The organism is Pseudomonas sp. DrBHI1, assembly GCF_002205115.1.
Lineage (GTDB): Bacteria > Pseudomonadota > Gammaproteobacteria > Pseudomonadales > Pseudomonadaceae > Aquipseudomonas > Aquipseudomonas mosselii.
Map to the genome: position 1 here is coordinate 48,307 of NZ_NIBE01000049.1, position 14,684 is coordinate 62,990.

Here is a 14,684-nt window from a genome sequence, read left to right on the forward strand (position 1 = left end):
GATCTGTGTTGTGGCGACGAACTTGGGGCCGCTGCGCACCCCTATCGCGACACAAGGCCGCTCCAACAGGGGGCCAATTCTGGGCTTGGATCAACCGCAGTTGACGCGGGTAACCACACCCTTGTCGTCGACATTCAGGTTCAGCCGCTCGGAGCGGTATTCCAGGGTGATCATGTCGTGAGGCTTGAGGATGCGCGCCATCTGCGAGCCACTAGCCTTGCGCGCCTGCTCCAACAACTCTGGCGAGGCCAGCTTGCCGATGGTGAAGTCGGCGCCACTGGCTTCGCAGCGGCCATCATTGCCGGCCGGGGTGGCCTGGGTACTGCTGCCGCCCGAGGAGCCACCGGTGCTGCAACCTGTCAGAACGGAAGCCACCAGCAAGGTCGCCAGGGAAGCGCGGGTACGGAACATGAATCCTCCTAAATAAATCCGGGAACTGCCTGATGCGACAATTCCTCCAGGCATTTGTTGCACAACCGCACGATTCTGCCTGACTCGGCCACTTGACGCGAAAGGCAATCGTCACCGGATTTTGCACCGAACCGTCGGTTCGGCAAACCGCGCCTCTTATGCTTAAGTCGCAGGTGCCGTCACGCAAAGGCATGATTTACTGCAAGAAGCGGAGCGCGAAACGCCTCCCCTTCGAACGCCAGGACGCGGTATTCGACCTTTCACCCAGGCCCAGCGAGAACCGCCCCATGAGCAGCCATAGCATCGACGCCGATATCAAGGTCAAGTGGGACGAGGGCCAGAGCGCCTACAGCCCGAGCACACCTGAAGAACTGATGCTGATCGCCGTCGACCTGCTGGTGCGCGACCGCGGGGGTGACGCGGCGCGCAGCTTCATCGAGCAAGTGCTCGAGCGCCACGCGCCGCACGAGGCTATTTCAATCGCGCCAGGCGGGCGCTGAGCAGGTCGAAGAAGCCCTGGGCGTCGCCCTCCTCGATCCACATCACGTTGGCCGGCTGCTTGAGCACGCCGTACCAGTCGGCGATGGTCTGACCGAAGGTCGGGCCTTCACGGCTGTCGACTACCATGTGCACCTGGCGGCCCTTGAACAGTTCGGGCTTGAGCAGGTAGGCGATGACGCTGGCGTCGTGCACCGGGCCGCCGGGCATGCCGTAGTTGTCCATGTCGAACTTGATGTAGGCGTTGAGGATGTCCACCACCAGCTTGCTGGCATTGTTGTTCACCGCCGCCAGCTGCTTGAGGCGGGCGTCGCTGGTGAGCACCTTGTGGGTGACGTCCAGCGGCAGGTAGGTCAGCTTGACGCCGCTGGCCAGCACCACTTCGGCGGCGTGGGGGTCGGCGAACAGGTTGAATTCGGCGGCCGGGGTGATGTTGCCGCCGTTGAAGTGGGCGCCACCCATCACCACCACTTCCTTGATGCCGTTGACGATCTCGGGTTTCTGGATCAGCGCCAGGGCCAGGTTGGTCTGCGGGCCGAGCATGGCCACGGTGATGCTGTGGGGCTCAGCAGCGCTCAGGGTGTCGATCAGGTACTGCACGGCATTGCCGTTGGCCAGGGGCTTTTTCGGTTCGTGGACCTGGACGCCGGTCAGGCCTTCCTCGCCGTGGACGTTGGCGGCGTAGATCGGCGTGCGCACCATCGGCCGCCCTGCCCCGGCGTACACCGGGATCTCTTCGCGGCCTGCCCATTCGCGGGCCAGACGGGCGTTGCGCGAGGTCTTTTCCAGACGCACGTTGCCAGCCACGGTAGTGATGGCGCGGATCTTCAGTTCCTCGGGCGAGGCCATGGCCAGCAGCAGGGCCACCACGTCATCGGCGCCGGGGTCGGTATCGATGATCAGGTCGCGGGGCGCGGCCATGACGGCAGTGGCGGCTAGCGCGGACATGAGGACGGCTCCTTGGAGCAGGGATTTGAGGGACATTTAGCACTCCTTGTTGCTAGGGGATGGTTTCAACGGGAGCCGCTTTGCGGCCCTTTCGCCGGCAAGCCGCCCCCACAACCCAACCCGTGGGGGCGGCCTTGCGCTGCGACCGAGGGCAAAGCCCTCGCATTCGGTCTAAAAGGTAACGCCCGCCACCAGGGCAATATTGCTGTAGGGCTTGCACTCCCCCGTACGCACCACGGCCCGGGCCTGGCGACACAGGGCCTTGAAATCGGCATGACTGAGCACCTGGCGCTGGCCCAGCTCGCCGCCGGCATGCAGCCGCTCGACCTCGGCCAACCCTGGCGGCAAAGCCTGGAACACCTCCTCGGCCAGCACATGGCGCTCGACCTGCATCTCGCTCAGCACCACGCGCAGCACGCTGGCGAAGTCCGGGATGCCCGGCGTCAGCGCCAGGTCGATCAGCTCCACGCCCGACGGCACCGGCAGGCCGGCATCACCGATCACCAGGATGTCGCCATGGCCCAGCCCGGCGATGGTCCGCGACAGGGCGATATTCAACAGTGGCGTCTTCTTCATGGCGCCAGCTCCTTCAGGTAAGGGATCGAAGGCTGCGCGCCGACACGGGTCACCGACAACGCGGCGGCGCGCTGGCCGAAGGTGATCGCCTCGCCCTCGGGCAGGCCGCGCGCCAGGCCAGCGGCAAAGCCGCCGACGAAGGTGTCGCCGGCCGCCGTGGTGTCCACCGGCTGCACCCGCGGCGCCGGGAAGTGCAGGCTGCCGGCGGCATCGACCAACAGCGCGCCGTCACCGCCCAGGGTGACAATCACCTTGCCCGCGCCCAGCTGACGCAGACGTTCGGCCGCCCGGCGGGCGCTGTCCTGATCCTCTACCTGCACCCCGGCCAGGGCCTCGGCCTCGCTCTCGTTGGGGATCAGGTAGTCGATGTAGGCATACCACTCCGCCGGCAGCGGCCCGCTGGCCGGCGCCGGGTTGAGGATCACGGTCTTGCCCAGCTCGCGGCCACGGGCCAGGGTCCAGGCCACGGTGGCGGTGGGCACCTCAAGTTGGCAGATGATCACCTCGGCGCCCTGCAGCAGGTGGTCGAAGCGGCTCACCGACTCGGGCCCGAGCAGGCCGTTGCCGCCGGGAATGACGACGATGGCGTTCTGGCTGGCGGCATCCACCACGATCAGCGCCACGCCGCTGGACACGCCCTCGCACAGGCTCACGCCCTGGCAATCGACACCCTCGCGCTTCAACGCCTGGCGCAACTGCTGGCCATAGGCGTCATCACCGACGTTACCGACCATTGCCACGCTGGCGCCCAGCCGCGCGGCGGCCACCGCCTGGTTGGCGCCCTTGCCGCCGGGCGCGGTGAAGAAGCTTTCGCCGGGCAAGGTCTCGCCGCCCCGGGGCAGGCGCTGGGCGCGGGCCACCAGGTCCATGTTGAGGCTGCCGACCACCACCACCTTGGCATCCATGGGTATTCCTTAACGGTAATCGTTGAACAGGTCCGGGCGCGGCCCGGTGGATTCACGCAAAACGATGCGCGGGGCGACGATGCGTTGCTCGGCGCCGCCTTCGCGCCGTGGCGTGATGATGCGCGACAGCAACAGGCCGGCGGCGCTCTCGCCCAGTTCACGGATCGACTGGCCGACCGTGGTCAGCGCCGGGTACACATAGCGGCTCAGCTCGATATCGTCGAAGCCGATCACCGACAGCTCGCCGGGCACGTCGATGTTGCGCTCGGCGGCGGCGCGCAACACGCCGAAGCCGATCATGTCGTTACCGGCGAAGATCGCCGTGGGCCGCTCGCCATCGAGCAGGCGCGCCGCGGCGGCATGCCCGCCAGGGCTGGTGAAGTCGCTGTGCAGCACATGGCCGGGGGCAACGCGCACGCCGGCCTCGGCCATCGCCCGGCGGAAACCGGCCATGCGCAGCTGGCTGACACCGGTGTCCACCGGGCCGCCGATGGTGGCGATCTCGCGGTGCCCCAGCTCCAGCAGGTGGCGGGTGGCCAGGTAGGCGCCCTGCTCGTGGTCGATGCGCACCAGGTCGGCCTCGACGCCGTCCAGGGCGCGGTCGACGATGACCATCGGCGTGCGCACGCCGCTGAGGCTGTCGAGCAGGTCCTGGTCCTCGCCCACCGAGGCGACGATCAGCCCGTCGATACGCTTTTCCAGCAACACACGCAGGTAGCTGCGCTGCTTCTGCGGGTCGTCGTCGGAGTTGCACAGGATCACGCAGTAGCCATTGCGCTCGCAGGCGTCCTCGATGCCCCGGGCCAACTCGGCAAAGTACGGGTTGACGCTGTTGGGCACCAGCAGGCCGATGGTGGCGGTGCTGCGCGCCTTGAGCGAGCGGGCCACGGCGCTGGGCACGTAGTCGAGCTCGGCGATCGCCGCCTCGACCTTCAGGCGCACGTGCTCGCTGACCGGGCGGGTCTTGTTCAGTACATGGGACACGGTGGTGTAGGAAATCCCCGCCAGTGCCGCGACGTCTTTGATGGTTGCCATGGTTTCAGTTCCGCCGGTTCGCGCGCCGGCTGCGGTAAGTGTCGAGTACCACGGCGATGACGATCACCGCCCCGGTGATGATGCGTTTGGTCGGCTCCGAAGCGCCAATCTGGGCCAAGCCTGCGGCCAGCACCGAAATGATCAGCACGCCGAAGAAGGTGCTGATGACCGAGCCGCGGCCTCCCATCAGGCTGGTGCCGCCGATCACCACGGCGGCGATCACCTGCAGCTCGAGGCCGGAGCCGGCGTTGGGGTCGGCGGCTTCCAGACGGGAGATCTGGAACAGCGCGGCGAGGCCGGCGAGCACGCCCATCAGGGCGAACACCAGGATCTTGTACGGACGCGGGTCGATGCCGGCCAGGCGCACGGCCTCTTCATTGGTGCCGATGCCGATCAGGTAGCGGCCGAACACGGTGCGGGTCAGCACCAGCTGGGCGGCAACGATCACCAGCAAGGCGATGATGAAGGCCGGCGAGATGCCGAAGGCGATGGGGTTGGAGAACCACGCAAAGGCGTCGCCGATGTAGGCGGTACGCGAGTCGGTGAACTGGTAGGCCAGGCCACGGGCCATCTCCAGCACGCCCAGCGAGACGATGAACGAAGGGATGCGCCAGGCCACAGTGATGCTGCCGGTGACGGTGCCGGCCAACGCGGCCACGGCCATGCCCAGCAGCGCGGCAGGCAGCACGCTCCAGCCCCAGCCGAGGATCGCCACGCTGACCGTCGAGGCGGCCAGGGCCAGCACCGAGCCCACCGACAGGTCGATGCCGCCGATGATCAGGACGAAGGTCATGCCCACCGCCAGCACCATCAGGTCGGGGATCTGGTTGGCCAGGGTGCTGAAGGTGGCGTAGGACAGGAAGTGGCTGCTCAGCATCGAGAACAGCACGATCATCGCCAGCAAGGCGCCGGCCAGGCCCAGGTAGGTGCCCAGGCCGAAATAGGTGCCGCTGCGGCGCACGGGCGCGGCGCCCGACGTATTTGTTGTGGTTTTCATGCGTCCATCCTGGGGGCTGCGTCGTGCAGCAGGGCATCACGTTTCTGGTAGCCGGCGAAGGCGGCGGCAAGCAGTTGGTCCTGGGTCCAGTGATCACGGTCGAAGGTGTCGATCAGACGGCCGGCGCTGAGCACGGCAATACGGTCGCAGATCAGCATCAGCTCGCGCAGGTCGCTGGACACCACGACGATGGCCTTGCCCTGGCGGGCGAGCTCGGCGAGCAGGCCATAAATGTCGAACTTGGCGCCGACGTCGATACCGCGGGTGGGCTCGTCGAACAGCAGCACCTGGCAGTTGCGCTCCAGCCAGCGGCCGATCACCACCTTCTGCTGGTTGCCGCCAGACAGCTCGCCCACGGCTTGGGCAGGGCTGGCACTGCGGATGCGCATGGCGCCGATCTGGCGCTCGGCCAGCGCGCGTTCGGCGTCGCGGTCGAGCACGCCGGCGCGGGACACGGCACCGAGGTTGCCCAAGGCAATGTTGGCGCTGATCGACTGGCTCAGCAGCAGGCCTTCGCCCTTGCGGTCCTCGGTGATCAGCGCAATACCGGCCTTGACCGCGGCCTTGGGCGAATCGATGACCACCGGCACCGGCGGCTGGCCGAGGGCGACCTGGCCGCTGTCGGCGCGGTCGGCGCCGTAGATCAGGCGCAGCAACTCGGTGCGCCCGGCGCCGATCAGGCCGGAGATGCCGAAGATCTCCCCTGCCCTGACCTCGAACGACACCTCGCGCACTTTGTCGCCACGGCTGAGCTTGTCGACCTTGAGCAGCGGCGCGCCGATGCTGCGCTGGCCGAGGTCGATATGCTCGCCCAGCTCGCGACCGACCATCAGGTTGACCAGTTGCTCGCTGTTGTAGCGCTGGATCGGCTCGGCGCACACCAGCTTGCCGTCGCGCAGCACGGCGATGCGCTGAGCCACGCGTTGCAGCTCTTCGAGGCGATGGGAGATATAGACGATGGCCACGCCGCGCTGGCGCAGGCGCTCGATCTGGGTGAACAACAGCTCCACCTCGCGGGCGGTGAGCATGGCCGTGGGTTCGTCGAAGATCAGCACATGGCAGTCGCCGATCAGGTTGCGGGCGATCTCGACCATCTGCTGGTGGCCGATGCCCAGCTCGCCCACAGGGGTGTCCGGGTCGATGGCGTCCAGGCCGACCTGGGCCATGGCCGCGCTGGCCAGCTGGCGCAGGCGCTTCTGGCTGACCCAGCCGAGGCGGCTGGGCAGGTTGTCGAGGAACAGGTTCTCGGCCACGGTCAGGGTGGGCAGCAGGTTGAGCTCCTGCATCACCATGCGCACGCCAAGGCGCTCGGCCTCGGCGCGGTTGCCGGGGCTGTAGGGCTGGCCGCGATAGCGCATCTGCCCGGTGGTGGGGATCTCCAGGCCGCTGATCAGCTTGGACAGGGTCGACTTGCCCGCGCCGTTCTCGCCGGTCAGGGCCAGCACCTCGCCGCCGCGCAGCTCGAGGGTGACGTCGCCGAGCACGGGCTGGGCGTAGGTCTTGCCCAGACCGCTGACGGCTAGCACGGTTTCATTGGCCGATACTGACATGGCCATACTCTCCTAGGTTGGCACAACACCCCGGTAGGCGCGGGCTTGCCCTGCGAAGCCGTCGACGCGGCGCATGGCACCGGTCAGGCCGGTGATCACGGGGCAAGCCTGCTCCTACAGGGATCACAACATCACTGGGTAATCAGCTCGACCGGCGTCTGGATGACATTGTCGGCATCCACGCCCGGCTGCTCGCCCTTGAGCATCTTCAGCGCCGCCTGAATGCCGAACACCGCCTGCTGGCTGGCCGCCTGGTCGAGGGTGGCGAGCACACGGCCATCCTTGAGCATCGGTTTGATGGCGTTGATGTTGTCGTAGCCGACCACCTGCACCTGGCCGGTCTTACCGGCGGCGCGCACGGCCGAGACGGCCCCCAGGGCCATGCTGTCATTGCCGGCAAGCAGCGCCTTCAGCTCGGGGTATTCGTTGAGCATCGAGGCGGCCACGGCGTTGCCCTTGTCGATCTCCCAGTTGCCCGACTGCACCGAGACGATCTTCATCTGCGCGGCTTCCATGGCGTCCTTGAAGCCGGCGGTGCGCTGCTGGGCGTTGGTGGTGGTCGGCACGCCTTCGATGATGCCGACCTGATCGCCGGCCTTGAGCTTCTGCTGGGCCAGGTAGTCGCCGACCAGGCGCGCGCCCTTGCGGTTGTCCGGGCCCACGAACGGCACGCTGATGCCCTTGCTCTTGAGCACGGCAGGGTCGAGACGGTTGTCGATGTTGATCACGGTGATGCCGGCGTCCATGGCCTTCTTGATCACCGGCACCAACGCCTTGGAGTCGGCCGGGGCGATGACCAGGGCATTGGCGCCGGTGGCGATCATCTGCTCGACGATGCGGATCTGGTTGCCGGTGTCGGTCTCGTCCTTGATGCCGTTTGCCACCAGGGTGAAATCGTTCGGGTGCTCTTTCTGGTAGGCCTTGGCGCCGTCCTCCATGGTGCGGAAGAACTCGTTGGCGAGGGATTTCATCACCAGGGCGACCTTGGGCGCTTCCTCGGCGTGGGCAGTGGAGAGGGCGAAGATCAGCGAGGAGAAAACGGCGAGGGCCAGTGGACGGCCGGGGAACGGCAGTTTCATGGAAATGACTCCGAATCTTGTGGTTTTTATCGGATCGCAAACGTTTGCGGTGATCAACTATGGAAACAGCCGTAGGTTTTGTCAAATCCATTGCGTAGGCAGCCACAGCTCCACGCGTCGGATTATCCGCAATCCATCCGAAAAACCGAACATTTTTCCTACATAAATTCGGCCAGCCGAACAAAGACTACCTTCCTGACCCTGCGGTCGATTCGAGTACCCCCAGTCAAAACAGGGGTTTCAAGATGAAATTCGACGAACGGTAGTTGCTGGTACGAAATCTGCCTTATCCCAGTGCGACATAACGCACATCTCCTCCAGGAAGAGAGAAGCAGAAATGATGAAAACCGCTATCAAGACCTTCGCACCGAGCGCCCTGGCGCTGCTACTGGTACTGCCGACCACCGTTTCCGCCAAGGAAGCCGCGCAACAACAGAAACTCGCCAACGTGGTGATCCTGGCCACCGGCGGCACCATCGCCGGCGCCGGCGCCAGTGCCGCCAACAGCGCCACCTACCAGGCCGCCAAGCTGGGCATCGACAAGCTGATCGCCGGCGTGCCGGAGCTGCAGGACCTGGCCAACGTGCGCGGTGAGCAGGTGATGCAGATCGCCTCGGAGAGCATCGGCAACGACGACCTGCTCAAGCTGGGCAAGCGTGTCGCCGAACTGGCCGACAGCAAGGACGTCGATGGCATCGTCATCACCCACGGCACCGACACCCTGGAAGAAACCGCCTACTTCCTCAACCTGGTGGAAAAGACCGACAAGCCGATCATCGTGGTCGGCTCGATGCGCCCGGGCACCGCGATGTCCGCCGACGGCATGCTCAACCTGTACAACGCCGTGGCCGTGGCCAGCAGCAAGGACGCCCGCGGCAAGGGCGTGCTGGTGACCATGAACGACGAGATCCAGTCCGGTCGTGACGTGAGCAAGGCGGTCAACATCAAGACCGAAGCCTTCAAGAGCCAGTGGGGCCCATTGGGCATGGTGGTGGAAGGCAAGTCGTACTTCTTCCGCCTGCCGGCCAAGCGCCACACGGTCAACTCCGAGTTCGACATCAAGACCATCAGCAAGCTGCCGGCCGTGGACATTGCCTACGGCTACGGCAACGTGACCGACACCGCCTACAAGGCGCTGGCCCAGGGTGGCGCCAAGGCGATCATCCACGCCGGCACCGGCAATGGCTCGGTATCGTCGCGCGTGGTACCGGCGCTGCAGGAGCTGCGCAAGGACGGCGTGCAGATCATCCGTTCGTCCCACGTCAACCAGGGCGGCTTCGTGCTGCGCAACGCCGAACAGCCTGACGACAAGAACGACTGGGTCGTGGCCCACGACCTGAACCCGCAGAAGGCGCGGATCCTGGCGATGGTCGCGATGACCAAGACCCAGGACAGCAAGGAGCTGCAGCGGATCTTCTGGGAATATTGATCGGCCTGCGCCTCGGGCTGGTGTGTTGAACATACCGACCCTATCGCGGGGCAAGCCCGCTCCCACAAGTCTGCAACGACTTTGTGGGAGCGGGCTTGCCCCGCGATGCTTTCGATGGAACCAATCCCTCTACCACGGTCTTATACGGCTTTCATCCTACCTGCTGTTGCGAAACGGCTTACAGTGAAATACTGTATGCACATACAGCAAAACAAGGAACAGCCCCGTGGCCAAACCCGCCTCCGCGTCGCCAAGCAGTTATGAACTCCTGGGTCAGCGCATCCAGAAGATCATCAACAGCCCCACCGCCCAGCGCAGCCGCGCCGCCTTGATCTTCCGCCTGGAGCACGAGTCGCCCGACGACTGGGCAACCCTGCTCGAGGAAATCGCCGAGAACGACAACGTCACCCTCGCCCACCGCGACGATGGCGGCGTACAGATTTTCTGGACCGTGCCGAAGGAAGACTGACCGCGCATGAGAGTTTCGCTTTTCGCCGCCTGCCTGCTGCTGCTTGCCCCCCTCGCCCACGCCGACGCCCCGCGCACCTTCCAGGAGGCCAAGAAGGTCGCCTGGAAGCTGTACGCGCCGCAGTCCACGGAGTTTTATTGCGGCTGCAAGTACAAGGGCAACAAGGTCGACCTGGCCTCCTGCGGCTACGCGCCGCGCAAGAACCTCAACCGCGCCTCGCGCATCGAATGGGAGCACATCGTCCCGGCCTGGCAGATCGGCCACCAGCGCCAGTGCTGGCAGGATGGCGGGCGCAAGAACTGCTCGCGCCACGACAAGGTCTACCAGCGCGCCGAGGCCGACCTGCACAACCTGGTGCCGAGCATTGGCGAGGTCAACGGCGACCGCAGCAACTTCAGCTTCGGCTGGCTGCCCGAGCAGCATGGCCAGTACGGCAGCTGCCTGACCCAGGTCGACTTCAAGGCCAAGAAGGTCATGCCGCGCCCATCGATCCGCGGGATGATCGCGCGCACCTACTTCTATATGAGCAAGCAGTATGACCTGAGGCTGTCCAAGCAGGACCGCCAGCTGTTCGAGGCCTGGAACAAGACCTACCCGCCGCAGGCCTGGGAGCTGCAGCGCAACCAGCAGGTGGCATGCGTGATGGGCCGTGGCAACGAGTTCGTCGGGCCTGTCAATCTCAAGGCCTGTGGCTGAGCAGGGTCAGGCCAGCGTCTGCAGGTAGGCGCTGGCCTCCCGGTAGCGGGATAGCCGGGCCAGGTCGGCCGGGCCAGGATGGGCAATGCGCGAGAGGTCGCTGTTGTCGGCCAGGTCGGCGAGCTTGACCTGGCGCGCCAGGGGGTCGACGCCAAGACGGATGACGAAGGCCTCGTAGCTCTCCCCTTCGCGGCGGCTCAGCGCCAGCAGCGCGGCGAGGATCTTCAGCGGGAAACCTTCGCGGGCGAGGTCGGACAGGGTCAGCGGGGTGTCTTCCAGCACGTCGTGCAGCACCGCGACGATGCGCTGTTCCGGGGTGATCACTCGCTCCATCACCCGCAGCGGGTGGAGGATGTACGCCGCACCGCCTTTGTCGAACTGCCCTTCATGTGCCTTGATGGCCATCGCGATGGCCCGCTCCAGCGTCGCCATGAAGTCATCCCCTCTTTGACCCCCCCACTAGACAGCATAGCCGCTGTGCGCCCTCACTGCAGCGGACTGCCAACGGGAGCGGACGTGCCGCGTGATCACCCACGCAGCCAGTGCCAGGTTATTGCGCAGCGCGCACCACAATGGACCTTTCACGACCCGAAGGCGCTGTGCAGCCCCCGCCCGCCAAGGCCTCCGGCCACCTGGCATCCTCCTTGCTGCCGTCCCCCGCTTAACCTTTTGCCAGCCTTAGGTTTTTTAAGGTTCATGAGCACAAATTTACTAATTTCTCGATACCCGCCCACCCCGCATCATCGCTCCAACAAGAACGCGTCGCCCCTTGCCGGCACGCACCCGGGCTTCCCCCGATGCCCCACCTTGCCTTGGAGTCAGTCATGACCAGTGCAGCCAATTCGGCACCCCTCATCGAGAAACACACAATCGGCTACGTGCCGCCGCAAGACCGCCATGGAAAGGTAAGGGATCTGTTCACACTGTGGTTCGGCGGCAATATCGCGCCGTTGCCCATCGTCACCGGCGCGCTGGGCGTGCAGCTGTTCCACCTCAACCTGGTCTGGGGCATCGTCGCCATCCTCGTCGGCCACCTGGTCGGCGGTGTGCTCATGGCCCTGCACTCGGCCCAGGGCCCGCAGATGGGCATCCCGCAGATGATCCAGAGCCGTGCCCAGTTCGGCTCGCTCGGCGCCCTGCTGGTGGTGGTGATCGCCGGGGTCATGTACATCGGCTTCTTCGCCTCCAACATCGTGTTGGCCGGCAAGTCGCTGCACGGCGTGGTCGACAGCGTGCCGGTGCCGGTGGGCATCGTCATCGGCGCCCTGGGCTCGGGCATCATCGGCATCATCGGCTACCGCTTCATCCACGTGCTCAACCGCATCGGCACCTGGGTGCTGGGCATCGGCATCGTGGTCGGCTTCGGCTACATCTTCAGCCATGTGCAGAGCGACGACTTCCTCACCCGCGGCGGCTTCAACCTGGCCGGCTGGCTGGCCACCGTGTCGCTGGCGGCGCTGTGGCAAATCGCCTTCGCGCCCTACGTTTCGGACTACTCGCGCTACCTGCCGGCCGACGTCAAGGTGTCCTCGACCTTCTGGACCACCTACCTGGGCTCGGCCCTGGGCTCGAGCCTGTCGTTCATCTTCGGCGCGGTCGCGGTGCTGGCGATCCCGGCCGGGATGGACACCATGGACGCGGTCAAGCTCGCCACCGGCACCCTTGGCCCGCTGATGCTGGTGCTGTTCCTGCTCAGCGTGATCAGCCACAACGCCCTCAACCTGTACGGTGCGGTGCTGTCGATCATCACCCTGGTGCAGACCTTCGCCTACCGCTGGATCCCCACCGCCAAGAGCCGCGCCGTGCTGTCGCTGATCGTCCTGGCCGCCTGCTGTGTGGTGGCGGTGTTCGCCTCGGCGGACTTCATCGGCCACTTCGTCGACATGGTGCTGGTGTTGCTGGTGGTGCTGGTGCCGTGGACGGCGATCAACCTGATCGACTTCTATGTCATTCACAAGGGCGACTACGACATCGACTCGATCTTCAAGGTCGACGGCGGCATCTACGGCCGCTACAACCCACAGGCGCTGATCGCCTACGCGGTGGGCATCGCGGTGCAGATCCCGTTCATGAACACGCCGCTGTATGTCGGGCCGGTATCCGTACACATCAATGGCGCCGACCTGTCGTGGCTGGTGGGGCTGGCGATCACCTCGCCGCTGTACTGGTGGCTGGCCACTCGCGACAGCGCGTATCGCCGTCGCCAGGTGAGTGCAAAGCTGGCGGCGGGGGTCTGAATCCGCCGGGCTGATGATCGACAGGAAGACCCGCCACGGCGGGTCTTCTGCCCTTGCCAGGCCTACTCAAGGCTCATCAAGAAACGTCCTACATCGCAAGCGGACCCAGCTGACTACTTCAGGCAAAACACCTTGGCGAGCATGCGCACTTCCCGCACAAGGAGTGTCCCATGCAAAAATTGCCAGCCCCCGACTTCCCGGTCCGACAAGCCAGCCCCGCCTTGGGAGTTTCAGGTACCAATGCGGGGACCGGTGGCCAGATTTTTACTCAAGGCGTCTTGAGTTCCAGCACCAGATCCTTCGCCGCCTTGGTCGCGAGCACGCTCATCAGTTTGCCCATCTCGTCCTGACGACCAAGCCCAGCGTCGGAGCCTCCCATCATCACGCTGGGCACCGGCGCCTGGGCTGCTGCGTTGGCGTGGGTCATCTGGCCCGCTTCGTTGTAGAAGAACACTTCGTTGAACACGGCAGCGATGGCGCCGAGGGTGAGCCCGTTCAGGCGTGCAGCCGAACCTGAGCGGGCGGGTCACGATGTTCTTCAGTGTCCGCTGCGCAACATCTCCTTGGGCACATACTTGCCAATCTCATACTTGCCGATCGCCGCCCGGTGCACTTCATCCGGTCCGTCGGCCAGGCGCAGGGTGCGTTGCATCGCATACATGTACGCCAGCGGGAAATCACCGCTCACCCCGGCCCCGCCATGAATCTGGATGGCCCGGTCGATCACCTTCAGCGCAACATTCGGCGCCACCACCTTGATCTGGGCGATCTCGCTGCGCGCCACCTTGTTGCCGACGGTGTCCATCATGTAGGCGGCCTTGAGGGTCAGCAGGCGGGCCATGTCGATCTCCATCCGCGAGTCGGCGATCTTGTCGACGTTGCCGCCCAGCCGCGCCAGGGGCCGGCCGAAGGCGGTGCGCTCGACCGAGCGCTTGCACATCAGCTCCAGGGCGCGTTCGGCCATGCCGATCGAGCGCATGCAGTGGTGGATCCGGCCTGGGCCGAGGCGGCCCTGGGCGATTTCGAAGCCGCGGCCCTCACCCAGGAGCACGTTTTCATAAGGCACGCGCACGTTCTCGAACAGCACCTCGGCATGGCCGTGGGGCGCGTCGTCGTAGCCGAACACCGGCAGCGGGCGGACGATCTTCACCCCGGGCGCGTCGGTGGGCACCAGGATCATCGAGTGCTGCTGGTGGCGCTGGCCGTCCGGGTTGGACAGGCCCATGAAGATCATCACCTTGCAGCGCGGGTCGCAGGCGCCGGAAGTCCACCACTTGCGGCCGTTGATCACCCATTCGTCACCGTCGCGCACGGCGGTGGCGGCCATGTTGGTGGCGTCCGAGGAGGCCACGTCCGGCTCGGTCATGGCGAACGCCGAGCGGATCTCGCCGCGCAGCAGCGGCTCGAGCCACTGGCGTTTCTGCGCCTCGCTGCCGTAGCGCACCAGCACCTCCATGTTGCCGGTGTCCGGCGCCGAGCAGTTGAACGGCTCGGGCCCCAGCAGCGAGCGGCCCATGATCTCCGCCAGTGGCGCGTACTCGAGGTTGGTCAGCCCCGCGCCGTACTCCGATTCCGGCAGGAACAGGTTCCACAGCCCCTCGACGCGGGCCTTGGCCTTGAGCTCCTCGACAATCGCGGTGGGCTGCCAGCGGTCGCCCTCGGCGACCTGGCGCTCGAACACCGGCTCGGCCGGGTAGACGTATGCATCCATGAATGCGCTGACGCGCTCGCGCAGTGCCTGGACCTTGGGCGAATAGGCGAAATCCATCGGGGCTACCTTCAGTCAATGAAGAACATGGGCCTGAGCCTAGAACAGCCACCCTTCATCCACCTAGTCTATTTTCTACGTGTATA

The 14,684-nt window shown here is 65.6% G+C and carries 15 protein-coding genes and 1 pseudogene; 5 read left to right on the top strand and 11 right to left on the bottom strand.

The window, feature by feature from the left end:
- Window positions 1-90: 90 nt before the first annotated feature.
- Window positions 91-411 (bottom strand): I78 family peptidase inhibitor, encoded by a 321-nt coding sequence (locus CC207_RS08570; RefSeq protein WP_028691463.1) that lies wholly within the window; start codon window positions 409-411, stop codon window positions 91-93.
- Window positions 412-698: 287 nt separating this feature from the next.
- Between CC207_RS08570 and CC207_RS08575 the strand changes: the two genes are divergently transcribed.
- Window positions 699-911 (top strand): hypothetical protein, encoded by a 213-nt coding sequence (locus CC207_RS08575; protein ID WP_028691462.1) that lies wholly within the window; start codon window positions 699-701, stop codon window positions 909-911.
- Here the strand turns inward: CC207_RS08575 and CC207_RS08580 are convergent.
- The 7 genes from CC207_RS08580 to CC207_RS08610 form a co-directional block, all read right to left on the bottom strand.
- On the bottom strand, window positions 883-1,893 hold the full coding sequence (locus CC207_RS08580) for a nucleoside hydrolase (protein ID WP_088851930.1): 1,011 nt from the start codon (window positions 1,891-1,893) through the stop codon (window positions 883-885). The two genes, CC207_RS08575 and CC207_RS08580, sit on opposite strands and share 29 nt — an antisense overlap.
- Window positions 1,894-2,028: 135 nt before the next feature.
- Window positions 2,029-2,433, bottom strand: coding sequence for a D-ribose pyranase (gene rbsD, locus CC207_RS08585; RefSeq protein WP_028691460.1), 405 nt, complete (start codon window positions 2,431-2,433; stop codon window positions 2,029-2,031).
- Window positions 2,430-3,338: a ribokinase gene (rbsK, locus tag CC207_RS08590; RefSeq protein WP_028691459.1), complete on the bottom strand. Its 909-nt coding sequence runs from the start codon at window positions 3,336-3,338 to the stop codon at window positions 2,430-2,432. Before rbsK ends, rbsD begins: the two co-directional genes overlap by 4 nt.
- Before the next feature lie 9 nt (window positions 3,339-3,347).
- Window positions 3,348-4,373 (bottom strand): LacI family DNA-binding transcriptional regulator, encoded by a 1,026-nt coding sequence (locus CC207_RS08595; RefSeq protein WP_028691458.1) that lies wholly within the window; start codon window positions 4,371-4,373, stop codon window positions 3,348-3,350.
- 4 nt (window positions 4,374-4,377) lie between these two features.
- Entirely contained in the window at window positions 4,378-5,370 is a 993-nt protein-coding gene (locus CC207_RS08600; protein WP_028691457.1) for an ABC transporter permease, read from the bottom strand.
- Window positions 5,367-6,920, bottom strand: a complete 1,554-nt coding sequence (locus CC207_RS08605) for a sugar ABC transporter ATP-binding protein (protein ID WP_028691456.1) — start codon at window positions 6,918-6,920, stop codon at window positions 5,367-5,369. Before CC207_RS08605 ends, CC207_RS08600 begins: the two co-directional genes overlap by 4 nt.
- Before the next feature lie 131 nt (window positions 6,921-7,051).
- Window positions 7,052-7,999, bottom strand: a complete 948-nt coding sequence (locus CC207_RS08610) for a sugar ABC transporter substrate-binding protein (RefSeq protein ID WP_028691455.1) — start codon at window positions 7,997-7,999, stop codon at window positions 7,052-7,054.
- Window positions 8,000-8,339: 340 nt separating this feature from the next.
- Between CC207_RS08610 and CC207_RS08615 the strand changes: the two genes are divergently transcribed.
- From CC207_RS08615 to CC207_RS08625, 3 genes are all read left to right on the top strand, one after another.
- Window positions 8,340-9,428, top strand: a complete 1,089-nt coding sequence (locus CC207_RS08615) for an asparaginase (protein ID WP_028691454.1) — start codon at window positions 8,340-8,342, stop codon at window positions 9,426-9,428.
- Window positions 9,429-9,654: 226 nt separating this feature from the next.
- Window positions 9,655-9,897, top strand: coding sequence for a DUF1654 domain-containing protein (locus tag CC207_RS08620; RefSeq protein ID WP_028691453.1), 243 nt, complete (start codon window positions 9,655-9,657; stop codon window positions 9,895-9,897).
- A gap of 6 nt (window positions 9,898-9,903) precedes the next feature.
- Window positions 9,904-10,593 carry an endonuclease gene (locus tag CC207_RS08625; RefSeq protein WP_028691452.1) on the top strand — a complete coding sequence of 230 codons (690 nt, stop codon included), beginning with the start codon at window positions 9,904-9,906 and terminating at the stop codon, window positions 10,591-10,593.
- Window positions 10,594-10,599: 6 nt separating this feature from the next.
- On the opposite strand, the gene CC207_RS08630 is transcribed toward CC207_RS08625, so the two are convergent.
- Window positions 10,600-11,025 (bottom strand): GTP pyrophosphokinase, encoded by a 426-nt coding sequence (locus CC207_RS08630; protein ID WP_028691451.1) that lies wholly within the window; start codon window positions 11,023-11,025, stop codon window positions 10,600-10,602.
- A 392-nt stretch (window positions 11,026-11,417) separates the two neighbouring features.
- Here CC207_RS08630 and CC207_RS08635 point away from each other — a divergent pair, with 392 nt between their 5' ends.
- Complete coding sequence (locus CC207_RS08635) at window positions 11,418-12,830, top strand: cytosine permease (RefSeq protein WP_028691450.1); 1,413 nt, start codon at window positions 11,418-11,420, stop codon at window positions 12,828-12,830.
- A gap of 268 nt (window positions 12,831-13,098) precedes the next feature.
- Here CC207_RS08635 and CC207_RS08640 read toward each other — a convergent pair.
- Both CC207_RS08640 and CC207_RS08645 read right to left on the bottom strand, forming a co-directional pair.
- A pseudogene (locus tag CC207_RS08640) lies at window positions 13,099-13,248 on the bottom strand (membrane protease subunit, stomatin/prohibitin); the annotation flags it as partial.
- A gap of 120 nt (window positions 13,249-13,368) precedes the next feature.
- Window positions 13,369-14,598 carry an acyl-CoA dehydrogenase gene (locus CC207_RS08645; RefSeq protein ID WP_088851932.1) on the bottom strand — a complete coding sequence of 410 codons (1,230 nt, stop codon included), beginning with the start codon at window positions 14,596-14,598 and terminating at the stop codon, window positions 13,369-13,371.
- Window positions 14,599-14,684: the final 86 nt, after the last annotated feature.